Here is a 24001-nt window from a genome sequence, read left to right as displayed (position 1 = left end):
GGTAGCGCTCCGAGCACGCGGCGGATAGCGCTCTGCGCGCCCGGCGGACACAGCTCCGCCGCCCAAAGCGGCGGGGGTTTGAAAGCCACGGGGCGGCGGAGTGCGGCGTTCGGACGACGCCTCCGAGCACAGTACGCACCCCGCCCATCCCGACCACCGGGTTGACTCCACCCCGAGATGCCAGTAACTGTCGCGAAACGCCCGGGATGCGCCACAGTTACTGGCATCTCGCGGCCAGACGCCGCCAGACCGTGAGGGGGCGGCCGTCGATGTGGGTGCCGGAGCGTGTCGGCACGAAACCGCAGCGGGTCGCGACGGCCTCGCTTGCAGCGTTGCCGTCGAGGGTGCTCAGCCAGACCTCGGGCACGCCCTGGGCGTCGAGCCACGCGACCAGCGAGTTCACCGAGGCCGTCACCAGCCCGCGGCCCCGGCCTTCCGGCGTGAGCGCGTAGAACACCTCGAACCCGTCCTCGCCGCGGCCGAAGCCGGCGGTGCCGACCGGCACCCCGTGCTCCTCGACCACGTACCGGATGCCCGACCCCGTGTCCGCCCGGGCCACGTTCCGCGTGGCGCGCTCCTTCGCCTGCTCCTCCGTCATGTCGGCCGCGTACATCGTCCAGGTGGGCACATCCGGCACCCGGGCCAGCTCCAACTCGATCCGCCAGTCCGCCGCCTCGAGCCTCCGCAACACCAGGCCGCTCACCCCAGCCTCGACCCGCCGCGGAAACGCATCCATCCCCCCACGCTACCCACGGCGAGATGCCAGTAACTGTCGCGAAACGCCCGGGATGCGCCGCAGTTACTGGCATCTCGCCAGCGACGCCGGCCCTACACCGCGGCGAGGCTGGGGACGGCGGCGACCGCGCGGGTGCGCGCGGAGTCGTATGCGCCCAGGATGATGCCGAGCACCTCGATGCCCTCCTTCTGGGTGTGGATGGGGCGGGTGCCGTCGAGGATGCTGCGCGCGAAGTGCCCGAGCTCCTCGCCGAACTGGTCGACGGGCTCCAGGTCGAGGACCACCGGCTCGCTGCCGCGCAGGCGGTAGCTGAGGGTGGTGCCGTCGCTGGTCAGGCTGCCGAGCGAGCCGACCGTCGAGAAGCGCTCGGTGCTGTCGGCGGCGTCGTACGCCCAGCTGGTCACGACCGTGCCGATCACGCCGTTGTCGAAGCGCACCACCACCGTGGCCGAGTCCTCGCCCTCCATGAAGGTGAGACGGTGGGTGGCGAGCATCGCCGTCACCTCCACCGGGGAGCCGCCGGCGAGGTGCAGCAGCAGGTAGCTGGGGTGGTATCCGGTGTCGATCAGTTCGCCGCCGCCGCTCGTGGCCGCGTTGGCACGCCAGCCCATCGTGGACGGGTCGAAGTCGTTGTAGAAGCTGTCGGTCGTGCGCACCTCGTAGACGGTGCCGAGCGTGCCGGACTCGATCAGCTCCTTCGCCGCCGCCACCGCGGGCAGGAACAGCTGGTTGTGGGCGCACATCAGCGTCACCCCCGCCTCTTCGACGGCTGCGGAGACCTCTCGGGCCTCCTCCGGCGTGAGGCAGAGCGGCTTCTCGCACAGGATGTGCTTGCCGGCGCGGGCGGCCGCGACGATCGCGTCCTTGTGCAGGTGGTGCGGCAGGCAGATGTCGACGGCGTCGATGTCGGCCTCGGCGAGCATGTCGCGGTAGTCGGCGTAGATGACGGCGCCGGTGTCGCCTGCGCGAGCCTCGGCGGAGGCGCGCACCGGGTCGGCGACCGCGGCGAATGTGATCGTGTCCGGGTTGAGGGCGTACCCGGCGACGTGGGCGCCGGCGATGCCGCCCGCCCCGATCAGGCCGATGCGGACGGTGGATGCATTGCTGGAAGTCATGAGTGTCTTTCTGATGGGTGAAGCGGAGGAGAAGGGGTCGCTGGACTGCCCGGCGACCAGTGGATGCGCGAAGCGTGAGTGCCCGGAACGTGAGCGCGCGACGCGCCAGCGCCCGACGCGCCGACGAAGGAACAGCCCCGGCTACACGACCGCGCGCGCAGCCGCGACCGGCACAGCAGCCCCGCTCGCCGCCGACGCGTTCGCCGCGACGACCATCCTGGTGAGCGCCAGCGCGTGGTCCAGGTTCGCGTCGGCCGTCGTGCCGGAGTGGATGCGGTCGACCCACTCCGCGAACGCGCCGTCGAGCGCATCCGGGAGGCAGCTCGCGCCACTCGTCGCCGTGCTCGCCGCCGCCGACCAGCAGCGTCGGGCCGCCGAAGCCGTAGACGGCCACGCCTTCCGTGCCGCGCAGCTCGATCGTGAACTGGCCGGGTGCAGAGGCGACGCTCGCCTCGAAAACGCCGAGCGCTCCGCCGGGGAACTCCGCCGTCACGACCGCGTTGTCCTCCACCGGATGCCCGGTGACCGACCCGTAGACCGCGCTGACCGCGAGCGGTTCGGCCCGGTGGAACAGCCGCGTCAGGTAGGCGGGGTGGCAGCCGAGATCGGTCAGCGCGCCACCGATCGCCTCCTCCGGGTTGCCGAACCGGTCGGGCAGCCAGCCGGCCACCCAGCCGTCGTGGGCGAGCCGCACGCGCGAGTACGTCAGCGTGCCGAGCTCGCCGGAGTCGATGAGCTGCCGGAACGCCTGCGTGTACCCGTCGTAGAGGCGGGGCAGCGAGACGACGAGCGCCACACCGGCGGACGCCGCCGCGGCGACGATGTCTTCCGCCTCGTCGGCGGTGGGCGCGAGCACCTTCTCGGTGAAGACGTGCTTGCCCGCAGCGATGGATCGCAGGATCACGTCGTGGTGCTGGTCGGTGGAGGTGGTGATGGTCACCGCATCCAGAGTGTCGCGGGCGAGCAGCTCGTCGAGGTCGGGGACGAACTCCACCCCGAAGGCTTCCGCTGCGGCGCGGCCGCGTTCTTCGTCGTCGTCCCAGACGGCGACGAGTCTGGTGTCCGGATGCTGTTGCGCGGCTTTCGCGTAGTCTCCGGCATGCACATGCCAGAAGCCGATCGCGGCGACGGTGAGGGGTTGGGGCATTGCAGTAGGCCTCCCTGCCTGTATTCGTTGCGCGCGAACGCGTCCAGCCTAGCCAGTTCCGCCCGGCGGTCGTCAACTTTTGCCGCACACTGGGCGAAAGTCGCGCGGGGGTCGCGGCGCGCCGCGTTCGTTCACGGAGCGTTCAGACTGCGGTGGTGGGATGGGCGTGTGAAGACGCGAATCGCGGAATACCCGCGGCCGGACCACTTCCTCGTGCACATCAGCGACACTCACCTCCTGGCGGGAGGTGAGAAGCTTTACGGCTCCGTCGACAGCGCGCACCACCTCCGCAGCCTCCTGGCCGACCTCGAAGCGTCCGGCGGCAGGCCGGAGGCCATCGTGTTCACGGGCGACATCGCCGACAGGGGACAACCGGATGCGTACGCGGAGGTCCGCGCGATCGTCGACCCGGTCGCGGAGCGCCTGGGTGCCCGCGTTGTCTGGGTGATGGGCAACCACGACGAGCGCGACGCGTTCCGCTTCGGGCTGCGCGACGAGCTCCCCGCTGCCGAGCCGATCGACGACGTGTTCTGGTTCGGCGGCCTCCGGGTGATCGCCCTCGACTCGAGCGTGCCCGGCCACCACTACGGCGAGGTCACGGATGCGCAGCTCGACTGGCTCGCCGCCGAGCTCGCCTCGCCCGCACCGGAGGGCACGATCCTGGCCATGCATCACCCGCCGGTCCCGAGCGTGCTCGACCTGGCCGTGTCCGTCGAGCTGCGCGACCAGTCCGGCCTCGCCGAGGTGCTCGACGGCAGCGATGTCCGCAGCATCCTGGCCGGTCACCTGCACTACTCGTCGATGGCGACCTTCGCGGGCATCCCGGTCTCCGTCGCGTCGGCCAGCTGCTACACGCAAGACCTCAACGTGCCGGTCGGAGGTACCCGCGGGCGCGACGGCTTCCGCGCCTTCAACCTCGTGCACGTGTACCCGACGACGGTGCTGCACTCCGTGGTGCCGCTCGGCGCCTCCCCGGCGCTCGACTACATCGACCCGGACGAGAGCGCCCGCCGCCTCGCCGCCGACGGCATCCGCATCCCGCCCCGGCGAGTGGATGCGGGCGGCAGGCACGACCCGTCGCCCACCACCCCGATCCAGGTCATGGCGTGACGGACGTCATGGCGTGACGGACGCCGCCCCTGTGCTCTCGCGCGGCAGCAGCAGGTGCGGAGCGACGATCTCCTGAGCAGGCAGCCTCGGGTCGTCGATCCTGGCGGCGATGCGTGCGATCGCCTGTTCGGCGATGAACGGCGTGTCCAGTGAGACGGTGCTGAGGGACGGGCGCGCGTACCGGCCCTCCTCGATGTCGTCGATGCCGATGATGGCGACGTCGTCCGGCACCTGCAGTCCGGCGTCGAACACGGCGCGGGCCGCGCCCATCGCGAGCAGGTCGGAGTAGCAGAAGATCGCATCCGGCCGAGGGGACTCGGTGAGCAGCGACGACGCCGCGGCGTATCCGTCGGCGCGGCTGTAGTGGTCGGCCGACCGGATGAGGGACGGCTCCGGGCCGAGGCCGGCGCGTTCGAGGGCCGTGGTGTACCCCTCCGTGCGCTGCAGCGGGGTGGTGTAGTGCTCCTTCGGCTGCGCGCCGATGGCGGCGATGCGGGTGCGGCCGATGGCGATCAGGTGGTCGGTCGCGTCCGCGGCCGCCTGCACGTTGTCGATGGCGACGTGGTCGAACCGGCCGTCGAAGGTGTGCTCGCCCAGGAGCACGAGCGGCATGGTCTGGGACTCGGTGACGCCGCTGAGCTCGGCTTCCGTGGCGAGCGGGGCGAAGAGCATCCCGTCGAAGAGCATGTTGCGGTCTGTCCCGCGGAGGAGGTCCTGCTCGCGCTCGTGGTCGTGGCCGGTCTGGTCGATCATCACCTGATAGCCGACCTCGGCCGCCGCGGTGATGACGTCGCGCGCGAGCTCGCTGAAGTACGGCACGTCGATCTCGGGGACGACCAGGGCGAGCAAGCCGGTGCGACCGGTGCGCAGGGTGCGGGCGACGGGGTTGGGCCGGTAGCCGAGCTCGTCGATGGCCTGTTCGACGCGTGCGCGCATCTTGGAGCTCACGTGCTCGTATCCACTCACCACGTTGGAGACGGTGCGCACGGACACGTTCGCGTGCTCTGCCACATCCCGGAGCGTTGCCGCCATGCTCTCTCCTCTCGACCAACCGACGTTTGCAACGATAGCAAACATCGGGTACGGTTTTGCATACGTTGGCAAACGACCGCACGAAGGAGTGTCATGAAGCTCACAACCCCGCGACGGCGGAAGGCCGCGATCACGCGGATCGTCGCCATCGGAGCAGCCGGTCTCATCGCCGTCGGCCTGTCCGGCTGCGGGCCGGAGATCGGCTCGGCCGACCCCACGACATCGAGCACGGTGCTGAAAGCGCCGACCGAGAAGTCCCCGAAGGGCGAGATCACCATCTGGGATCGCTCCGGCGACCTGTTCAAGGTCTTCGACGCGGCCATCGCCGACTTCAACAAGGTCTACCCGGACATCACGGTCAAGCACGAGGCCGTCGACATCGACGCCAAGCTGCAGAACACCCTCATCACCGGCACCGACGTGCCGGACGGCGTCTTCCTCGACGACGCGAAGGTCGGCGGCTACGCCGAATACCTCTGGAACCTCAAGGATGTGCTCGCCCCGTACACCAAGGACATCGCGCAGCAGAAGGTCGACGTCAACACGGTCAAGGGCGGCATCTACGGCGTCCCGTTCGACCTCGATCCCGGGCTGCTGTTCTACAACGCGAAGGCCGTGGCCGCCGCCGGGATCGACCCGGACTCGATCAAGACCTACGACGACCTCCTCGCCGCCGGCAAGAAGTACCAGGCGTACAAGCCGGGGTCGAAGCCCATCCACCTGGAGCAGAGCGCCTTCCTCGGACAGCTGCAGCTCGAGATGTACGCCAGCCAGCTGGGCACGAGCCTGGCGGACGCGGACGGGAAGCTGCGGCTCGACTCCCCGGAGTACAAGCAGATCCTCGGCTGGCTCGACGAGGTGCAGAAGCAGGGCGTCGGCACCCGCGCCGAATACCTCAGCCCGAGCGACATCGGAGCGCTCGACTCCGGTGACGAGGTCTTCTACCCGTGGTCGATCTGGTTCGACTTCGCGCCGCAGCAGCAGCTCACGGCCACGAAGGGCGACTGGCGCGCGATGCCGCTCCCGGCGTGGAAGGACGGCGGCGCGCGCAGCGGCGCGATGGGCGGATCGTCGTTCGTGCTCCCGAAGGAGGGCAAGAACTCGCAGCTGGCCTGGCTCTTCTACAAGTTCCTGATGTACGACGAGGCCGGATACACCGCGGTCTACGGCCCGAACGACGTCTACCCTGGCGGGCTGAACACGTCCATCCCCGCGTACCAGCCCGCCGCGAACCCGGACAAGCCGCTGTTCAAGCCGATCGAGGCGATGGGCAACCAGGATCTCTGGTCGACCGCGATCGAAGCAGGCAAGGAGATCCCCGGCGGCGCACCGCTGCCGACCTGGTGGGCCGGAGCTGTCGACTACCTGGGCAACGACATCCAGAAGATGCTGGACGGCTCGCTCACGCCCGATCAGGTCATCGAACAGTCCTCGAAGGACATCCAGACCAACCTGATCGACCGCCAGTAGTGCTGCCAGGCCGACCCGACCGCCGAACCGAGGAACACCCGTGACCACAACGACCGCCGCGCAGACCGCGCCCCCCTCTCCGCCCCGCGCGGCGAGGGGGAGCAGGGGATACGCGTTCCGCAGAGCGTTCGCGCCCTACCTGTTCGTGCTGCCGTTCGTCGCGATCTTCCTCGCGTTCAGCATCTATCCGCTCGTGTTCACGTTGCGACTGAGCTTCACGAACTGGCACGGAGCGGGAGCGGCGGAATGGGTCGGCCTCGGCAACTACGCCTACCTCCTCGGCAGCAGCGCCTTCTGGTCGTCGCTGGCGAACTCCGGCATCCTCTGGCTGCTGATCGTCCCCATCCAGATCGTGCTGTGCGTCGTGGTGGCCGTGCTGCTGGACAACGCGAAGCTGCGGCTGCGCGGCTTCTACCGGGTGGCGTTCATCGTCCCGTTCGTGACCCCGCTCGTCGCGGTCGCGCAGATCTGGATCGTGCTCTTCGACCAGAACTACGGGGCGGTCAACGGGGTGCTCAACCTCATCGGGCTCCCGGACGTCGGCTGGCTGGTGACCAGCCAGTGGGCCAAGCCGACGCTGGCGCTGCTCTTCCTCTGGAAGACCAGCGGGTTCATCATCATCATCCTGCTCTCCGGCCTGCAGTCGATCGACGCGAACATCTACGAAGCCGCGTCGATCGACGGGGCCGGCCGGGTGCGGCAGGTCTGGAGCATCACGGTCCCGCTGCTGCGGCGCACGATCATGTTCGCCGTCGTGCTGCAGACGCTCGCCGTGTTCCAGATGTTCGCCGAGCCGTTCGTGGTCACCAAGGGAGGGCCGTACGGCTCCACCACCACGGCGGGACTGTTCCTCTACAACCACATCACGCGCGCCGACCTCGGCACGGGCGCGGCCAACTCGTTCCTGCTCGTCATCGTCGTCATGGCGCTGTCGCTCGGGTTCGTGAGACTCCTGCGGGCGAAGGACTGAACCGTGACCACCACAGCAGAGACCCGCATCCATCGACGGCCGCTCATCGGGTCGAACGTGTTCCTGATGATCCTCACCGTCGCGTTCCTCGCGCCGGTGGTCTGGGCCGTGCTCTCGGCGTTCAAACCGGCGGGCGACATCATCCGCGACCCGCTGGGCTTCGACCCGACAACGTTCACGCTCGACAACTTCCGCGGGATGTTCCAGGACGTTCCGATCGCATCCGGATTCGTGAACACCGGCATCGTGCTGGTGTTCAAGGGGGCGATCACCCTGTTCTGCGCCCCGCTGGCCGGGTATGCGTTCGCCAAGTACGACTTCCGGGGCAAGAACCTCATCTTCGGAACCGTGCTGCTCACGCTGATGCTGCCGACCATCGTGCTCATCATCCCGCTGCTGCTGGAGATGAAGGAGCTCGGCTGGGTCAACACCTACCAGGCGCTGATCCTCCCCGGTTCCGTCGACGCCTTCGCCATCTTCTGGATGCGCCAGGTCATCTCCGCCGTGCCGGACGAGCTGCTCGACGCGGCCAGGGTCGACGGCTGCGGTGAGTTCGGCATCTTCTGGCGGATCGTCGTCCCGGTCATCCGGCCGGGTCTGGCCGGCCTCGCGGTGCTCACCATCATGAACATCTACAACGACTTCGTCTGGCCGGTCGTGGTCGCGAGCTCCAGCAAGATGGCCACGCTGCAAGTGGTGCTGTCCACCCTCGCCCAGAACATCTCCGGCAACAAGGTGGGCGCAGACTACGCGACGGTCACGGGGGAGCTGCTGGCCGCCAGCTCCGTCGCCCTCATCCCCCTGCTCATCCTGTTCATCGTGCTGCAGAAGCACTTCATCAACGGCATCCTCGCCGGCAGCGTCAAAGGCTGACCTCATGCGCGCCGAACGAACGAAAGGCATCACATCCATGTCCGTCCCGAAGCCCGAGTATCCGCGGCCCGACTTCGACAGGTCAGAGCGCTGGCTCACCCTCAACGGCGACTGGGGGTTCGAGCCGGAGGGCGAGGAGCCCACCACGATCGTGGTGCCGTTCGCCTGGGAGACGGCAGCATCCGGTGTCCGCCGCACCTGGCTGGAACGCGCGGTGTACCGCCGCTCCGTCACCGTGCCGCGCGCGTGGGACGGCCGCCGGGTGATCCTGAGCTTCGGCGCCGTGCACCACGTGGCCAGGGTGCTGCTCGGCGGAGTGGTCGTCGGGGTCCACACCGGCGGATACACCTCGTTCGAGTTCGACGTGACCGAGCTCGTGACGCCGGGGGAGCCGGTCGAGCTCGTGGTGGAGGTGGATGCGCCGGCCGACAAGCGGGAGATCCCGCACGGCAAGCAGCGTTCCATCCCGCGCGACGACTACGACGGGGTCTCCTTCACGCCGACGTCCGGCATCTGGCAGTCGGTCTGGCTGGAGGCGCGCGGCCGCAGCTACGTGGAGTCCGCGGCGGTTCGCGGTGACTCGCTCACCGGATTCGCCGTCTCCGGCCGGGTGATCGGCGACGCCCCGGCCGGCGCTGCGGTCGTCGTGACCGTCGACGGCCGCGAGACGACCATCGCGGCCGACGCGCACGGCCGGTTCGACGGCACCGTGACTGTGGATGCGCCCCGGCTGTGGAGTCCGGCCGACCCGCACCTCTACGCCATCGAGTTCCGCGTGGGCGACGGGGAGGCCGCCGACCGCGTCGTGGCGACGGCCGGTCTGCGCAGCATCGAGGTGCGCGGCGAGCAGCTGTTCCTCAACGGCCGTCGGCTGTACCTCCGGGGCGTGCTCGACCAGGGCTACTGGCCGGACTCCGGCCTCACCGCCCCGGACGACGCCTCCCTGGTCCGGGATCTCGACCTGGCGGAGGAGCTGGGCTTCAACCTGGTGCGCAAGCACCTCAAGTTCGAGGAGCCGCGCTGGCTGCACGCTGCTGACCGGATGGGGATGCTGGTCTGGGCGGAGCCAGCCTGCCCCAGCCGGTTCACCCCGGACGCCGCGGCCGCGTTCGAGGAGCAGCTCCCCGAGCTGGTGCGCCGCGACGGCAACCACCCGTCGATCGTCGTCTGGGGTCTCTACAACGAGGAGTGGGGGCTCGACTGGGACATCCCGGGCAGCCAGGAGCGTGCGGAGGCCGCCGTGCACGCGTACGACACGATGCGCGCCCTGGACGACTCGCGTCCCATCGTCGAGAACTCGGGCTGGGCGCACGTGCGCAGCGACCTGGTGGACTGGCACTACTACGACGAGGACCCTGCGGCGTGGGCGGCGAACGTCGCTGCCCTCGCCTCCGGAGAGAAGGAGTCGTTCGAGGTGAAGCTCGGTCCGGACTTCGTCGTCGACAAGTCCTTCTACGGCTCCGCCGACTTCCCGCGCACGGGGGTGCCCATCCTGAACAGCGAGTTCGGGGCGGGGTTCACCAGTCTGGAGCGGGCCTGGCACGTGCGCTGGCAGACACAGGAGATCCGCCGCCACGACCGTTTCGCCGGCTACGTTTACACCGAGCTCACGGATGTGGAGCACGAGATGGCAGGACTGCTCGACGCCGATCGGCGCAGGAAGGACTGGGGAGGGCTGAACCCGGCGGACAGCAACGCCGAGACCGTCCTCGTCGTCGACATCGTGCCGCAGAGGGCCGGGGCGGACATCCCGATCCCCACGAGCCCGCTCGGGGTGGATGTGCGGGTCTCGCACCACGGGGACGCCCCGGTCGACGGCATCCTGCACGCCGCCTGGTCGGCAGCCGGTTCGCCGCTGCCCACCGCCGATGAAGCACCGGATGCGCGGGCGGACGTCTCCGCCGCACCGTTCGCGGTGACAGAGCCGGTCACCCTCACCGTGCCGCCGCCGCCCGGCGCTGCACGGCTGCACCTCTGGCTCGAGGCCGACGGCCGGTGCGTCGCGCGCACCTTCGTGGACGCGGCCGTCATCGAGCGACCGAACCGCCGCGGGGCCCGTCAGGGCTGAGCGGCGGCCGAACGGCGCGCGCCCTCCCTGCCAACGCGGGCGCGCGCCGTCCCCGGCCCGGCTACCCTTCCACGCGCTCCCACGGAGCGGGGAACGGGAAGTACCTCTCCAGGAACTCGGTCACGATCCTCGTGCGCTCCTCCACGCCGATCTCCGGTTTGGAGCCGTCGTTGAGGCAGAACATGTCCTGGTCGCGGCGCTTCAGCAGCCTGCGCATCTTCTCTTCGGCCTCGTGCAGGGTCGTTTCGATGTACTGGACGCGGGCCTGCGTCTGCACGACGGCCCGCCCGGTCATCAGCGAGTAGTAGTGGTAGAGCGAGTTGGTCACCGAGATGTCGGTGGCCGAGCGGAAGGGGCTCGCCGCCGTCCTGGCGAAGTCGTCGGGGAACTCGCGCTCCATCTCGTTGAGCACGCTGACCCTGAGCGGGGCTGCGCAGTGCTCGAGGTGCCGGGTGGTGACGGCGCCGAATCGCTCCCAGAGCAGGCGGCGGTTGACGCGCGCCGCGTTCTCGAAGCCGCTGCGCGCCGGGTCGCTCTCGCCGAGCCCGATCCGCGTTCCCGCCTCCACGAACTTGGTCACGCCGCCGGGCGAGAAGAAGATGTCCGGCGAGATCGGGCGCCCGATGAACATGTCGTCGTTCGAGTACAGGAAGTGCTCCGCGATGCCCGGGATGTGGTGCAGCTGGCTCTCCACCGCGTGCGAGTTGTGCGTCGGCAGCGTCGACGTGTCGACGAAGAAGTCCTCACTGCGCATGATGTGCACGTTCGGGTGCGGGGCGAGCCAGGACGGCAGAGGGGAGTCGGTGGCGATGTAGATGTTGCGCACCCACGGCGCGAACATGTGCACGCTCCGCATCGCGTACTTCAGCTCGTCGATCTGGCGGTAGCGGGCCTCGTTGTCGTCGCCGTCGCCGACCACGTACGCCGCCTGCTGCGCAGCGCGCTTCCGCTGGAACTCCGCGCTCGACCCGTCCACCCAGGAGAACACGATGTCGATGTCGAAGGCGATGTCGCTCGCCAGCGGGTCGAACATGTGCTCCAGCGTGCGCCAGGTGCGCCCGTAGATGGTCACCGATTCCTCGATCGCCTCGTTGCGCGGGAGGCGCGTGCGCATCAGCGCGTTCGGCCGCGGGGCTTCGATGTCCTCGTCGCCGAACCGCCAGAACTCGAGCTGCATGGCGGTCTCGGCTCCGTAGCGGAGCCGTCCGATCGGTTCCAGCCGCGGGCGGAACAGCCGCAGGACGTGCGCCTTCCTTCTGGACAGCCTGCCGTCGGCGATCAGCGTGGGCGCGCCGTCCACGTCGACCGGGCTGGCGTAGAACGGCTCGTTGGCGAACGCGGTCGCGAGCGCCGCCGTGATCTCCTTGCGGCGTCGACGGTCGACGGCGATGACGCGCCTGTCGTCGTCGCCGCGCACCAGCAGGTGCTCGATGCCGGCCGCATCCAGTGCATCCCGCACGGCCAGCAGGTCTTCGACCATCGATTCGCGCGGGGTGAACGGCCCGGAGACGAGGGTGAGCACGCCTTTGCGCAGCACGACGTCGTCGCGCCGCAGGGTCGGGTTGCTCGTGTGGGTGTCGCCCACGACGACGACGGGCTCAGGGTGGTCGGAGAGGGCGGGAGACGGGTGATCTGCCATATGGGCCCCACTCTATGTCGTCCGGAGCTAAGTTCCAGCCCCGTTGTCCAGCCGCGCTCGCAGGGTTACTGGAAGAAAGTATTCGGGTCAATCCCCCCGCCCCGAAAAGTTTCGACCGGTTTCATAGTGGAGAATACTTGCATGGGAAAACTGGTCTACGGCTCCGGGCAGGAGTACGACCTCGACGATCGCGTGTTGAGCCACGTCAAACTCGCCATCGTGGCGAAGCTTCGTCGGCACGAGAGCTTTCTCCTCAACTGGGACGTGCCTGTCGAGCAGGGCTCCGGCCGCGTCTCGATCTGGATCAGCCGTGAGGTGCCGCTGTCGTTCCAGTTCAGCGGCAGCCGCCCGCCCGCGATCAACACCCAGTGGCTCGAAGCGCTCATGCACACCTCGCAGCGCACCGGCGGCATGGTGGTCATGAGCGAGGACACGGTCGGGCAGCACCTCCCCGGCTGACCGCGGCACCGGCCCGCGCACGCACGCACGCCCGCTCAGTCCCGTGCGGCCCTCACCGCTTTCTCCGCCTCCCGCAGCGCCGCCTGCGCCTGGGTGATCCTCCTCCGCAGCTCCCGCTCGGCCGCCCGCGACTCCGCGAGCTCGTCCTGGGTGCGTTCCAGCCGCCGGGCGAGCGCATCCCGTTCGGCTTCGAGGTCGGTGCGCCTGTCGACCTCCTCGTCCAGCTCGTCGTCGAGGGCGTCCGCATCGGTGCGCGCCCGTTCGAGCGCCTTCTCCGCCGTCCGGATGCGCCGCTCCCGTTCCCGGCGTTCGCTCGGCGTCTCCGTCGGCTCGGCGTGGGCGGGTGCGTTCGCGGCGGTGCGGGTCGTCTTCCGGGCCGTGTGGGCGACGGTCGCGGCCTCCACGTCCACCGGCAGCGCCACCGCGTCGGACACGTCGACCTGGTCCACCCCGGTCGACTCCAGCGACCGCACCAGCAGCCCGCTGCGCACCGCCGCGGCCGCCGCGGCGTCGATGACGGCGGCCTGCAGCGTGTCCTCCACCTCGCGCAGCACGGCGGGGCTTGCGGTGCCGGCGCTGCTCGTCGCCTTCTGCAGCAGCCGTTGCCGCTCGCCGGTGAGTTCGCGGATGGCGGTACGGTCGCGCTCGGCGAACGCTTCGCGCATCCGGTCGCCGACGTCGAGGATGGCGTCGACCACATCCGGATGCTCGCGCACCAGCGCGTTGACGGCGGCCGCGGCTGCCGACGGCTTGCGCAGCCCGCGGATGTCCGCGGCGAGCGGCTTGCCCGCCTTCCCTGCCGCCGCGTTGCGGGACGCGGTGAACTCGGCCGCGGGCAGCGCGTAGAGTTCGTCGGCCACCTCGCGCAGGTCCATGCCGTGAGTGTACGACGCGGGCGGGCGCTCGGTCAGTGGTTGCGGAGCGCGCTGATCAGTTCCTTCTTGGTCTTCTTCGAGTAGCCGCTGAGGCCGAGCTCTTTGGCGCGCTTCTTGAGGTCGGGCACCGTCCAGTCGTCGTACGACCCGGACTCTCCGCCCTTCGTGCCGACGGACGAGCGCCCGCGGGCCGCTGCGGCGTTCGAGATGCGCGCCGACTTCTCTTTCGAGTTGCCCTCCTTGCGGAGTTCTTCGTAGAGCTTCTGGTCTTTCAGTTCCGGTTCGTTGCGCCCAGGCATCGACCGCCCCTTCCGTCTGATCCGTTGTCGCCGCGCACGCTACCCCGCCACCGCCTCCCCGGCAATGGCCCTGCAACGGCGAAGGGCTCCGGATGCGGGTGCATCCGGAGCCCTTGGACGTTCGGTGGTTCTAGACGGAACGCCGACCGCTGATCATGCGAACCAGCCACACGATGATGGCGAACACCAGGAGGATGATTCCCACCCAGAGCAGCCAGTTGAGGGCCTGCACGAATCCGCCGGTGAACAGGAGCACGATCGCGACGATCGCGATCACGATGAGCAGAATGTTCATTTTCCGTTACCTGCTTTCTTTTGCGGTCGACCATGACGACGACCGGCGCCCACCGTAGACCTCGGAACGCAGCCTGTCGAGTGCCTCGGGCGAGATCGCCTAGCCGGCCGACCCTGACCCGCGCCCCGCCTGCAGTTCGAGCCCGGCCAGCAGCAGGTCGAGGCCGGCGCGGAACTGATCGCGGTCTTCGTGCACGGCGAACTCGTCGACGATGTAGTGGATGAACGGATACTCCGCCGGGTCGAGCGCGCGCCATTGCTCTGTCGCCTCGGCCAGGTACTGCCGCTGGTCGAGTTCGCCCGAGATGACGGCGTCCGGCAGTTCCTGGCCCATGTCGGCGGCGGTGCCGATCACGAAGCCGACGACGGCGGATGCCGCGTAGAAGCTCTGCCGCGCGGTGAGGCCGAGTCGCATGACCTGCTGGCCGATGCGCTCGTAGAGCATCAGCGAGTGGACCTGGCGCCCGGTGTCGCGCATGGCGTACGCGCCGAGCCAGGGGCGGTCGGCGATGGTGTCGAAGAGCGCGTGGGCGACGGCACGCAGTTCGGCGATCGGATCTGCTGAGGACACGTCGGCCACGTCTTCCAGCACGCCGGCGAGAACGGAGTCGGCCGCGAGGTCGAGGAGTTCGTCGCGTCCGGACACGTACCAGTACACGCTCGCCGGGCCGCCTCCGAGCCGGGAGGCGAGGGCGCGGATGGTGAGCCCCTGTGCGCCGGATTCGTCCAGGATCGCCACGGCTTCGGTGAGCACGGACTCGAGGGACAGCGAAGCGCGGGGACGCTGCGAAGCCGTGTGGCGCCGTGCGCGCGGCTCCGCGTCTCGCTGTGTGCTGCTCATGCCACCCATCCCATCACAGTCGACCTGCCCCTTGCAGTTTATCGAACACTGTTCTATTCTATCGAACGGCGTTCGAAACTCGAACACCGTTCGATACTGGAGTCGCTATGAGCACCGAATCCATCACCACATCCCGCAGCTACGTATCCATGAAGGCGGCCTGGATCCCCCTCGCCGCGCTCTGCCTCGCCTTCTTCGTCGAGATGGTCGACAACACCCTGCTGTCGGTCGCCCTCCCGACGATCGCCCGCAGCCTCGGAGGCGACACGACGTCGCTGCAGTGGATCACCGGGGCGTACTCGCTCACCTTTGGGGGCTTGCTGCTGACCGCCGGTTCGATCGCCGACCGCTTCGGGCGCCGCCGGGTGCTGCAGGTGGGCTTGGGGTTGTTCGGCCTGCTGAGCCTCGGGGTGCTGCTGGTCACGAGCACCGGTGAGCTCATCGCGCTGCGTGCGCTGCTCGGCGTCGCGGCGGCGATGATGGCGCCCATCACCAACTCCCTCGTGTTCCGGCTGTTCGACGACGAGAAGCTCCGGATGCGCGCGATCACGCTGATGATGGTGGTCGGCATGTCCGGCTTCGTCCTCGGGCCGCTCCTGGCGGGCACCGTGCTCGCGCACCTGTCCTGGCAGTGGCTGCTGCTCGTGAACGCGCCGATCGCTCTCATCGCCTGTCTCGGCGTGCACTTCGGCGTCGCGCCGGACACGGCAGACGGTCTCACGAAGGACAAGCTCGACGTGCCGGGGGCCGTCCTCAGCATCCTGACGATCGGTCTCGCCTGCTACACCCTCACCAGCGGAGTGCAGAACGGGTGGCTGTCGCCGGCCACGATCGCGGTCGCGTTCGGTGCGGTCGCATCCCTCGTCCTGTTCATCGTGCGCGAGCGCCGGGCGGCAGCGCCGATGCTCGACCTGTCGCTGTTCCGCGGCGGCACCGTCCGGGGGGCGGCCATCGCCCAGATCGGCACCTCGCTCGCCATGTCCGGCGTCATGTTCGCTCTGGTGCTGCACTTCCAGTACGCGTGGGGGTGGTCGCCTCTGGTCGCCGGACTGGCGAACCTGCCGATCATCCTGACGATGATCTTCGCGACACCGCTCACCGAATTGCTGGTGCGTCGCCTCGGCCACCGGATGGCCTGCTTCGTGGGTGCGCTGCTCCTGGCAGCGGGTCTCGGCATGATGGCGTGGAGCGTCCAGCAGAACTACGTGGCCGTCGCGCTCTCCATGATCGTGATGACGATCGGCCTCCGCACTGTGATGACCATCTGCGCGGTGGCCCTCGTCGGGGCGATGCCGGAGAACCGCACGTCGATGGGCGCTGCGATGAACGACGCAGCGCAGGAGGTCGGCACGAGCATCGGCACCGCGGTCGTCGGAACGCTCATCGCCGTCCTCGTCACCACCACTCTGCCGAGCGGTGCGTGGAGTCACCAGCTGGTCGCGTCGTACTTCGACGGCGAGCAGATCATCTTCGGCATCCTCGCGGTCGCCGTCGGCCTGATCGCGGGGATCGGCGCGCTCACGCTGACGAACGCGCGCACCGTCGACGAGCACGCCCCCGCAGACGCGGAGACGGCCGCCTGACGCAGGCGGCCGTCTCCGGGTCGATGGAACCTAGGCGCGCGGGGCGCGGGACGCCTTCACCGCAGCGAAGTACTGCGAGGCGGGCTTCAGCCAGATCAGGATCGTGGCGACGATCGCCGCGATCACCTGCACGCCGCCGATGAAGTACAGGCCGCCGAGGTTCAGCAGCGAGATCACGGTGAGGACGGTCAGGACGATGCGCGCCCAGTTGCGGCCGCGGCGCATGAAGACCGCGAACAGCACGAAGACGAGCGCCCAGAAGATCAGGGTGACGACCGCCCAGACGATGCCGAACGTGATGGCGGCGTCCGTCAGGGTGTTCGGGTCGAGCTTCGTCCCGGTGGTCTGCGACTTCGCCAGGCTGTCGGTGATCTGCTGCAGGATCGTGTCGCGGTTGGCCGAGACGGAGATCGCCGTCACGATACCGCTGATCACGCTGAGCACCGCCGCCGCGATGTACAGCCAGAACGCGATGGTGATCTGCGACGGCGGCTCGGTCGGTGCGGCGGGAGCCGGTGCGGAAGGCGCGGCCGAATATGCCGGGAAGCCACCGGATGCGGCAGCGGACGGATACCCGGGAGCCTGGGTCGGCGGCGTCTGCTCGACGGGCGCGGCCGGCGGAACGGGGGAGGCGGGAGGTGCGGGCGGAACAGGCGGGACAGCCCCTCCGGCGTCCGGCGCAGGAGGAACATTTCCGCCGGTGGGCTGTTCCGGCGTGCTGTCGTCGTTGGGAATAGTCATGCCGCGACCCTACTGCCGGACAGACCGCCGTGACTACTCTCCCGGAAACTTACCGGCTGTGCTCCGTCTCCAGCAACGACAGAGATTGCGGTTCACGCGAGATCGCCGTGCAAGGCCGCCGAGGCGTTCTGCCCGCATTTGTGTCGTCAGCCGAAGGACCGCAACCCGGGAAACGACGGAGGCGTCCGGCGCTCAAGCGACAGTCGACCAATTCGCCGTGAAGAGAGCCCTAGACGGTGCGTCGTCGAGCGTCCACATCGGACGCGGAGATGCTGCGCCGACAGCGCTTGCAACCTACGAATCGATTTCGCGATGAGTGAAGTTCTAATCGCAGCTGTAGCTAAGGCCCCAGCTGGTCGCCCACGAATTTGGATATCCGGATTTACGCGCCCAGTATTTTCGGGTTGCGAGAACCTGTTCCGTACCTGAGCGTGACCTTGTTTTAGGTTTTGAAGAACGGGTCCGATGAGCAGTCCATGAAATCGAGACGGTCCTAGTGCAAGCAAAGCCTTGGAGGTATCCCGGGCTGGAGCCGATTCGGTGAAGATCGTCGCACCGGCCGGAAGCGGCTGCTTGCGCTGGCGCAACGCACGCGATTCCAAGACCAATCCGCCACTCCTCCGGCTTCCGGCCTGTGGAATGACGAACTCGGTCACGCGTTCGTTGACCGTGTCGTCTATCGCGAATCTGCCGCACATGCACGTGGTTGTAGAGCTTCCGTGGGCACCAGCCCACAGTCTGGCGCACTCCTACTTCGGAGCCGATCCGGCTCCCCGGCCCTCTCAACGATCAACACCCGCTCGCACTTCGAGGCGAGCGCACACCCGGCAAGAGGGCCGGTGCATAGGGAGAACTGAACAGTCCACCCATCGAACAAGCCGACCACGCACGGTCGGCCGGAAAGCAGGAATACCGTGGAACCGAACCAGCCCCTGAAGGGGACCATCACCCTGGCGTCCTTCATCGTCGCCGCCACCGTGGTCATCGTGCCACTGTTCAATCCCGACGCGCAGGGCTATGCGTTGGCGCTGGTGCGCCTCGCACTGGCCGCCCTCCCCGGTGGCGGAGCGTCGTGAGGTAGCAGCTCGGCGCCGCATACGAACACCGCCGACCGTAGAGGGGACCTACCGCCGGCGGTGTCACCGCCACTCTGATGGGAGAGCGGCGTGCGTGCGCGAAGGCACCACACCTGTGAGACGCGCGGCAGCGGGGATAGTGACGCCACTTCACCGCCGCGGCGGGATCTCCCGCCGCGGCCTCGGGCGGACGGCGTCTTTCCATACCCAGCCCTCGTGCTGCTGCCCGTCGCGACTGGTAAATCGGATCTGCACGGCGTGCTCGTTCCAGGCGATCACCTCGACATCGGGCCGGACGACGGCCTCGTGGAAGCGCACGTACGCGGTGATCTTCACAGCGACCCTGTACTGGGCGGACATGGACGACCCGAGCTACCAGGACGAGGAGCGTGTGCCGTTGGCGCTCGGCCCGACCGGGCCGCCGCCGGCTGAGATCCGCATCGGCACCCACGTCGACGGCAGGCAGCTGCTCGAGGTGTACACGCTCGACGACCCGTACGACCTCCCGGATGCGGTCTACTACCGGCACACCGCCACGATTGCGGGCTAGCCGGCCTCCCGGTCGATCAAGATGGCGTTGGCCACGAACCCGTCCGGGACCTTCGCCAACGCGGCCGCCTTCAACATCTCGTACTCGGCACCCTGCTCGATGATCTCCTCGCCAAGCTCATGGCTGGCCCTGTCCTCTATCCGCACTCTCACACGCACGTGCACACCTCTCGTCCTGGTCGATCCGGTTAGTGTGTTGCGGCCGGACGTTCCCGCCTATCCGACCAGGCCGAAGCGTCTTGCCACAGCACGCATCGCCGGATCGTCGCGTTTGATCTCGTCGGTACCTGCAATCTCGATGCCGGGGGGAGCTGCCGAGTTGTAGGGCAGCCAGACCGCACGGCACCAGGTCCCGCCGTGCTTGCTGCCGAAGTGGATTCCGCGCGGGTTCGACCCGTCGTCGAGCTCCGCGTCGCGCACGAGCTCGGCGAGCATTGTGGTCACCAGTCGATTCTCGCTTCGCAGCGCGCCCGTCGTGAGCGACGGAATGCCCTGGTTGGCGAGGAAACGCGCCACGTCACCATCGGCAGGACCCTGGAGCGCCGCGATGGTGTCGGGGTGCTCAATATCGACCAGCCATCCTCCACCGACGGTGCGTGCCCGGTACATCCGGCGACGTTCGTACCAGCTCGATGGCAGAGCCCCGACGCCGCGGAAGTCTGCCTCGTCCCACTCCTCGGCGATCGCGCGAACAGTCTCGTCGATTGTGAGGTTGAGGGTGGCCGCTATCGGAGCCAGCGAGTCATTGCTGCCGTTCACGCGGCGAAGCTGAGAGAGCACCTCTGCGAAAGCGCACTCGTCGGATCCCGCGAGGTAGTAGGTCCGCCCGAGTGTGTCGTAGCGGCCCCACTCCTGGCGATGCACATCAGCAGATCGGTACGGCGCGGACGGCTGCGCGTAGTCACGTTTGGCCACATGGAAGCCAACGGCGTCATCGACCGGGATCAGCCGCAGCCCGCTCTTCGTGCAGGTGTGGATCTCGGCGGGGCTCACTCGTCGACGTCGTCGTCGATGAACGCTTGAGCCGCACGACGCACCTCGGCGTGATGGTCCTCCCGGATCGCCATCACCGGAGTGCCCTCGCCGAGCAGTGGGTTGCCACCGATGAACCAGCGCCGTGCGACGTCTCGTCCTTCAACAGCTTCCAGGGAGATCCAGATCTGGTGAGCGAACTGCAGACGGTTCCAAGTAGCGTCCCGCGGCTCCGGGCCGTCCGGGCGCGCCCAGTCGTACGGCTGCTTCCGATTCTTTGCCCCGGCCAACGCCGCCACCAGCGTCGAACCGAGCGCCTCGTTGAGTTGACGCACAATCTCGTGCGGATCACTGCGGTTCGTGCTCCGGTGCAGCGTCACCGGCGTGTGGATGCTCATGCATCGACTCTACGCGCCTTTGACAAGTGAATGTCAAAAAAGTAACTGAAAAGTAACCCAACCTGGCATGACCCGGGAGGCTGCCGCCACGGTCGAGTAGGCTGCGGTCTGGGTCGGCGGTCGAAAGATCCACGAGGAACACCGGCTTGTCCGCGCGCGCCATCCCGGGCTGAATCAGTTCACGTTGGCGGTTTGATCGCCGTAGGGACTGACGAGGAACACGTTTACGGCGATGGAGGAGAGCCAGAGCCACCCGTTGGCCTCGTAGGATAAGAGGAACTTGCCACTGTCAGCGGCGTTGGTCCAGCGGGCGAACATGTCGTCCAGGTCCTCGCGCGTCGTTCCGTCCGCGAAGTACAACTCGAGCATCGACGTGTCGAGATCGTGTTGCCGCAGCTTCGCGAGCAACGAGTCGACGAACCCAGCCTCAGCGTCGCGTGCCGCATCGTGGACGGTGTACTCAGGCTCCCGCGCCGCAAGGGCATTGAGATTGTAGACGAGTATCCCCGCGTGATTGTTCGTGAAGGTCATGCACGAATGCTAACCGTTCGGCGTGAAAGGCAATTCCAGAGGCGGATCGGTGTGGTCCCATTTGAACGTGTACGTCCAGTCGTCTCGGTTGCTGTGGCCGCCCGCGTGGAAATACCACGCCGTCTCACCCGTCGCTGCAACAGTGCGCCCTATCCGGTTGGGGGGATTCCCGCCAGCTGACGCATACCGGTCAGTCTCGTTATCGTGTGGCCCGTCCATAAATTCGACCTTCACAAAGTCCGGTGCGCCCGCCTGCTCATCGCTCATAGCGCCAATGAAACACCCCGACTGCGCGGTGCGCCAGAGTCCATGCAATCGGGGCCTTGAAACAGCCTGTCGACTTCGAAGTACCGGGGCATTGAGACCCGGATCGAACTGGCAGGAGCGGGTGTCAGTGAGACGGGAGTTGCCTCCCGGCCAGGCCGACACCAACCGTGCCGGCGGCCTGGGCGTCGGCAGTGGCGCTGAGCTGTGACACCGTGGGACTCGACGATTGCGCGAAGGGGCTCGTCGTCGGGGCGCTCGAGCTTTAACCAGTGGGTGAGGCGGAGGGTGCGCGGGCGATCTTAGTAGGAGTCGAAGAACTGGGTGGCGTTCCCGGGGAAGTCAGTGGGGTCGAAGGGGATGTGCTCGACGTGGGCCGTGAACACGGCGTCGAACAGCTCGTCCTTGGTACCGAAATACCGGTAGATCATGGCCTTGTTCGCGTCCGCGTCCTCAGCGATCCGGTCAACGCGGGCACCAGCGATACCCAGGGCGCCGAACTCCCCAGCGGCCGCTTCCAGGATGCGCGCGCGGGTGGCATCCGCGTCTCGCAACCGAGTCCAGCGGGCAGACTGCGGCAGGTTCGTCACTTCGGCTCACACAGCCGAAAACCGGTCGCTCCGGTAGCGGCGTCGTTCCCGGTCAACACTGCGTTAGTTGATACCGTGGTCGCACGAATTCGGAGGAGCAGCATGTCACTTGAGTCCCGCCTCGGCGTTGCGTCTCGTCAGCCCGATCGGACGATTGTCGAGCACGCACCCCAGGTACTGCGTCGGTTCCTGAGGGAACACCTCGCTGGGAGTTTGGGACCGAAGGGCGCACTCACCGTGGTCGGGGCCGAACTCGACGAGGATACGAGCGATTACAACAGTCCATCTTGGGTGGCCAACAGGCTTGACGAACTAATGGCCGACCTCGATTGGCTCAGCGTCTATAGGCTCCTTGAGGAGCATCGGCCATCGCGCCGCAGTCTGGCGGCCTACGACACTGAGGTGAACGTGGTGCTTGCGCGTGCAGGTGTTGCCTACGAGATGGTGGAGGGAGAGTTTCATCGGCTCGATGAGACAGGTGCTGCGTTTGGAGTCGCGGGCGGCGAACGGGACGCCCTCGAGGTGCTGGTCGGCCGGTTCAAACCGGCACGCGAACATTATTTGCTTGCGGTGCGGGCGCTCGACGCGATACCAGCCCGGCCGAAGGACGCGATCCGCGAATCGGTCAACGCGCTCGAGGGTGTCTTGAAAATCATCACCGGCCGCAAGAGCGTTTCGCTCGGTGACGCAGCGTCAGAGCTCGTTCGAGATACGACCGACTGGCGAAACGCACTCGGCGCCTCGCTGAAGTCGCTCTACGGCTATGTGTCGAGCGTGCCTGGCGCCCGGCACTCGTCGTACACCGACGCGGAAGTATCGAACGATGAGGCCGCTCTCGTCGTGCGCATGTGTGGGGCAGCGATCGTGTACTTCATCGACGAGCACACCATCGACCGCTGACCGGCGCGGCACCGCGCGAAAGCCGTCGGCGGATCAAAGGCCACGTCGGAACTTGCAGTGGCCGCCTCGGAATCGCCTAGTCGGCATACTCGCGCGATGTGCGAATTCGGAAACGTCGGCGCGCTCGACATCGACAAAGTAGTGCACGGAACCAACGGCTCAGCGACGCGAACGTCTACCACCGGCCTCACGTCATCATGAGGCAGACGTGCCGGGCTGTTCAGCAGGAAGGACGCGGTAGTAGAAGATGGCCAAGGCGTCGTAACCCATCGCCCAGCGGTAGTGAGTGGTGTCTCCGATCATTCTGATCTGGACGCTCGATTGCGCCCCAACGTTCTCGGTGCCGACCGTCCAGGTGAAGGTGACATTGTTCCCGGTCAGTGTTTGGGCCGATTCATGGCCCGGCCACGGGGTGAGCGTCCAACGAATCTTTCGACCCTGAGGGTGAGATGCGCTGCAGGTAAACGAGACGGTGTCGCCGACTCGGAGCACCAGGCCGGTGCCAGCGCTCGGGTTCTCCGTCGCGAGGGTTTGGATCCCGTCGATCTCGTTTCCGAAGCTGTCCCTCACGAAGTCCACTCGAGCCCAATAGTCCTCGTCTGGTTCGTTCTGACTCACTGCGATTGTCACCCGATTCCTGATCTCACCCGCGATTCCTGACAGAAGGTCTTCTTCGAACGGCAGAAGGGTGCGGTTATGAGCGACCGTGTTCCGCAGCTGATCGAATCGTCGGATCAGCGCCAAGGTGTCTCGCTTGTCACCCAGCGCCGCCGCGAGAGCCGCCCAATGCCGGTCGGCAATGGCGACCAGCTGGTAGAACTCGGCGTAGTCGAGGAGATGCGTTGACACGGTTGCGACTCCGCGAGGCTCGCGGCGCCTGGCTTCGGTCGCCCGCTTCTCAGCCCAGTCGGCCCGCTGTTCCGGCGTCGATACCCGCTCTAGCCAGTCCGTGCCGTACGCATCGGAGAATGCCGACTCGTACAGCTGCCGGAGTGCGCGCTCGATAACCTCGAGTGCTTCAGATGGAGCTAGTTCCGACATCTCGGCCTCCTCGTTCGTGACCATATCGCCTTCACGCAACGAAGCGCGAGTGCGCGCCAGAATCAGCCCTGAGCTGTCTGAGACCAGGGTCGTTTGCGTACCGGTTTCCAGGGATGACTGGTAGGGCCGGGTGCTACTGCGGAGTAGATGTTTGTACCCATTAGGCCCACATTCCTGCGAACTCTTCCGCGTAATGGTTGGTGAACGACCGGGTCAACTGCGTGAAATAATGGCTGATAATGTCGATTTCGTCAGCTCGTCCTTCCGCCCTGCTGACCTCGGCGTGCAAGCAGCCCCTCCGTTTCGACCCCAATTTGTGAGCGGGTTCACAGGTTTGATAGGTTGCGCTCAGGAATCGCACGTGGGGGATTAGTCGAACTCGTCGCGAATGGCTGGCCATGCGTTTTGCGTGGTGTCGAGTTTCGGGG

27 protein-coding genes and 1 pseudogene are annotated in these 24001 nt (G+C 67.6%); 10 read left to right on the top strand and 18 right to left on the bottom strand.

Annotated features, from left to right (window positions below; all coding sequences use genetic code 11):
- Positions 1 to 217: 217 nt before the first annotated feature.
- The 3 genes and pseudogenes from B7438_RS00175 to B7438_RS00165 all read right to left on the bottom strand — a co-directional run.
- Entirely contained in the window at positions 218 to 736 is a 519-nt protein-coding gene (locus tag B7438_RS00175) for a GNAT family N-acetyltransferase (protein WP_085367327.1), read from the bottom strand.
- Between the two features lie 92 nt (positions 737 to 828).
- Entirely contained in the window at positions 829 to 1851 is a 1023-nt protein-coding gene (locus B7438_RS00170) for a Gfo/Idh/MocA family protein (RefSeq protein WP_085367326.1), read from the bottom strand.
- Between the two features lie 448 nt (positions 1852 to 2299).
- Positions 2300 to 2998, bottom strand: a pseudogene (locus B7438_RS00165) (Gfo/Idh/MocA family protein); the annotation flags it as partial.
- A gap of 168 nt (positions 2999 to 3166) precedes the next feature.
- Here B7438_RS00165 and B7438_RS00160 point away from each other — a divergent pair.
- On the top strand, positions 3167 to 4108 hold the full coding sequence (locus B7438_RS00160) for a phosphodiesterase (protein WP_085367325.1): 942 nt from the start codon (positions 3167 to 3169) through the stop codon (positions 4106 to 4108).
- Positions 4109 to 4114: 6 nt separating this feature from the next.
- Here the strand turns inward: B7438_RS00160 and B7438_RS00155 are convergent, their stop codons facing one another.
- Complete coding sequence (locus tag B7438_RS00155; RefSeq protein ID WP_085367324.1) at positions 4115 to 5140, bottom strand: LacI family DNA-binding transcriptional regulator; 1026 nt, start codon at positions 5138 to 5140, stop codon at positions 4115 to 4117.
- Between the two features lie 93 nt (positions 5141 to 5233).
- Between B7438_RS00155 and B7438_RS00150 the strand changes: the two genes are divergently transcribed.
- The 4 genes from B7438_RS00150 to B7438_RS00135 are packed head-to-tail and all read left to right on the top strand — an operon-like array spanning position 5234 to position 10521.
- A complete protein-coding gene (locus B7438_RS00150) occupies positions 5234 to 6610 on the top strand; it encodes an ABC transporter substrate-binding protein (protein ID WP_085367323.1) in 1377 nt (458 codons plus the stop codon).
- A gap of 40 nt (positions 6611 to 6650) precedes the next feature.
- Positions 6651 to 7580 carry a carbohydrate ABC transporter permease gene (locus B7438_RS00145; RefSeq protein WP_085367322.1) on the top strand — a complete coding sequence of 310 codons (930 nt, stop codon included), beginning with the start codon at positions 6651 to 6653 and terminating at the stop codon, positions 7578 to 7580.
- 3 nt (positions 7581 to 7583) lie between these two features.
- Positions 7584 to 8453 carry a carbohydrate ABC transporter permease gene (locus B7438_RS00140; RefSeq protein ID WP_218775120.1) on the top strand — a complete coding sequence of 290 codons (870 nt, stop codon included), beginning with the start codon at positions 7584 to 7586 and terminating at the stop codon, positions 8451 to 8453.
- A 37-nt stretch (positions 8454 to 8490) separates the two neighbouring features.
- A complete protein-coding gene (locus B7438_RS00135; RefSeq protein ID WP_085367321.1) occupies positions 8491 to 10521 on the top strand; it encodes a glycoside hydrolase family 2 protein in 2031 nt (676 codons plus the stop codon).
- A gap of 61 nt (positions 10522 to 10582) precedes the next feature.
- Here the strand turns inward: B7438_RS00135 and B7438_RS00130 are convergent, their stop codons facing one another.
- Positions 10583 to 12160: a stealth family protein gene (locus B7438_RS00130; protein ID WP_085367320.1), complete on the bottom strand. Its 1578-nt coding sequence runs from the start codon at positions 12158 to 12160 to the stop codon at positions 10583 to 10585.
- 141 nt (positions 12161 to 12301) lie between these two features.
- Between B7438_RS00130 and B7438_RS00125 the strand changes: the two genes are divergently transcribed.
- A complete protein-coding gene (locus B7438_RS00125; RefSeq protein ID WP_085367319.1) occupies positions 12302 to 12619 on the top strand; it encodes a hypothetical protein in 318 nt (105 codons plus the stop codon).
- 35 nt (positions 12620 to 12654) lie between these two features.
- Here B7438_RS00125 and B7438_RS00120 read toward each other — a convergent pair whose 3' ends face one another.
- From B7438_RS00120 to B7438_RS00110, 4 genes are all read right to left on the bottom strand, one after another.
- The gene (locus B7438_RS00120; RefSeq protein WP_085367318.1) at positions 12655 to 13494 is read right to left on the bottom strand and encodes a hypothetical protein; all 840 of its coding nucleotides are present in this window, start codon (positions 13492 to 13494) and stop codon (positions 12655 to 12657) included.
- A gap of 32 nt (positions 13495 to 13526) precedes the next feature.
- Positions 13527 to 13793, bottom strand: coding sequence for a Rho termination factor N-terminal domain-containing protein (locus B7438_RS00115; protein WP_085367317.1), 267 nt, complete (start codon positions 13791 to 13793; stop codon positions 13527 to 13529).
- A 130-nt stretch (positions 13794 to 13923) separates the two neighbouring features.
- Entirely contained in the window at positions 13924 to 14088 is a 165-nt protein-coding gene (locus B7438_RS20115) for a DUF4175 domain-containing protein (protein ID WP_143465476.1), read from the bottom strand.
- Between the two features lie 99 nt (positions 14089 to 14187).
- Positions 14188 to 14928, bottom strand: coding sequence for a TetR/AcrR family transcriptional regulator (locus B7438_RS00110; RefSeq protein ID WP_085367316.1), 741 nt, complete (start codon positions 14926 to 14928; stop codon positions 14188 to 14190).
- 107 nt (positions 14929 to 15035) lie between these two features.
- Here B7438_RS00110 and B7438_RS00105 point away from each other — a divergent pair, with 107 nt between their 5' ends.
- Positions 15036 to 16511: an MFS transporter gene (locus B7438_RS00105; protein WP_085367315.1), complete on the top strand. Its 1476-nt coding sequence runs from the start codon at positions 15036 to 15038 to the stop codon at positions 16509 to 16511.
- Positions 16512 to 16541: 30 nt separating this feature from the next.
- On the opposite strand, the gene B7438_RS20735 is transcribed toward B7438_RS00105, so the two are convergent.
- A complete protein-coding gene (locus B7438_RS20735) occupies positions 16542 to 17252 on the bottom strand; it encodes a hypothetical protein (RefSeq protein WP_247597206.1) in 711 nt (236 codons plus the stop codon).
- A 914-nt stretch (positions 17253 to 18166) separates the two neighbouring features.
- On the opposite strand from B7438_RS20735, the gene B7438_RS20435 reads away from it, so the two are divergent.
- Positions 18167 to 18328, top strand: a complete 162-nt coding sequence (locus B7438_RS20435) for a hypothetical protein (RefSeq protein ID WP_179150686.1) — start codon at positions 18167 to 18169, stop codon at positions 18326 to 18328.
- 150 nt (positions 18329 to 18478) lie between these two features.
- Here the strand turns inward: B7438_RS20435 and B7438_RS00095 are convergent, their stop codons facing one another.
- Complete coding sequence (locus B7438_RS00095) at positions 18479 to 18664, bottom strand: hypothetical protein (RefSeq protein WP_143465474.1); 186 nt, start codon at positions 18662 to 18664, stop codon at positions 18479 to 18481.
- Between B7438_RS00095 and B7438_RS00090 the strand changes: the two genes are divergently transcribed.
- A complete protein-coding gene (locus B7438_RS00090; RefSeq protein ID WP_143465472.1) occupies positions 18654 to 18878 on the top strand; it encodes a hypothetical protein in 225 nt (74 codons plus the stop codon). The genes B7438_RS00095 and B7438_RS00090 overlap by 11 nt on opposite strands.
- Here B7438_RS00090 and B7438_RS20430 read toward each other — a convergent pair.
- The 6 genes from B7438_RS20430 to B7438_RS20705 form a co-directional block, all read right to left on the bottom strand.
- Positions 18875 to 19036, bottom strand: coding sequence for a hypothetical protein (locus tag B7438_RS20430; protein WP_179150685.1), 162 nt, complete (start codon positions 19034 to 19036; stop codon positions 18875 to 18877). The two genes, B7438_RS00090 and B7438_RS20430, sit on opposite strands and share 4 nt — an antisense overlap.
- A gap of 57 nt (positions 19037 to 19093) precedes the next feature.
- The gene (locus B7438_RS00085; protein WP_085367312.1) at positions 19094 to 19870 is read right to left on the bottom strand and encodes a hypothetical protein; all 777 of its coding nucleotides are present in this window, start codon (positions 19868 to 19870) and stop codon (positions 19094 to 19096) included.
- Positions 19867 to 20247 (bottom strand): hypothetical protein, encoded by a 381-nt coding sequence (locus B7438_RS00080; protein ID WP_085367311.1) that lies wholly within the window; start codon positions 20245 to 20247, stop codon positions 19867 to 19869. Before B7438_RS00080 ends, B7438_RS00085 begins: the two co-directional genes overlap by 4 nt.
- 174 nt (positions 20248 to 20421) lie before the next feature.
- Entirely contained in the window at positions 20422 to 20778 is a 357-nt protein-coding gene (locus tag B7438_RS00075; protein WP_085367310.1) for a hypothetical protein, read from the bottom strand.
- 9 nt (positions 20779 to 20787) lie between these two features.
- The gene (locus tag B7438_RS20110) at positions 20788 to 21045 is read right to left on the bottom strand and encodes a hypothetical protein (RefSeq protein WP_143465470.1); all 258 of its coding nucleotides are present in this window, start codon (positions 21043 to 21045) and stop codon (positions 20788 to 20790) included.
- A gap of 299 nt (positions 21046 to 21344) precedes the next feature.
- The gene (locus B7438_RS20705) at positions 21345 to 21632 is read right to left on the bottom strand and encodes a TetR/AcrR family transcriptional regulator (RefSeq protein ID WP_256921807.1); all 288 of its coding nucleotides are present in this window, start codon (positions 21630 to 21632) and stop codon (positions 21345 to 21347) included.
- A gap of 102 nt (positions 21633 to 21734) precedes the next feature.
- On the opposite strand from B7438_RS20705, the gene B7438_RS00065 reads away from it, so the two are divergent.
- Positions 21735 to 22532: a hypothetical protein gene (locus tag B7438_RS00065; protein ID WP_085367309.1), complete on the top strand. Its 798-nt coding sequence runs from the start codon at positions 21735 to 21737 to the stop codon at positions 22530 to 22532.
- A 195-nt stretch (positions 22533 to 22727) separates the two neighbouring features.
- On the opposite strand, the gene B7438_RS00060 is transcribed toward B7438_RS00065, so the two are convergent.
- Positions 22728 to 23597: a Swt1 family HEPN domain-containing protein gene (locus B7438_RS00060; protein WP_085367308.1), complete on the bottom strand. Its 870-nt coding sequence runs from the start codon at positions 23595 to 23597 to the stop codon at positions 22728 to 22730.
- Between the last annotated feature and the right edge of the window lie 404 nt (positions 23598 to 24001).

Source organism: Leifsonia sp. NCR5, assembly GCF_002105485.1.
Lineage (GTDB): Bacteria > Actinomycetota > Actinomycetes > Actinomycetales > Microbacteriaceae > Leifsonia.
The sequence above is the reverse complement of the archived record's forward strand: the minus strand, read 5'-3'. Positions and strand labels throughout refer to the sequence as shown.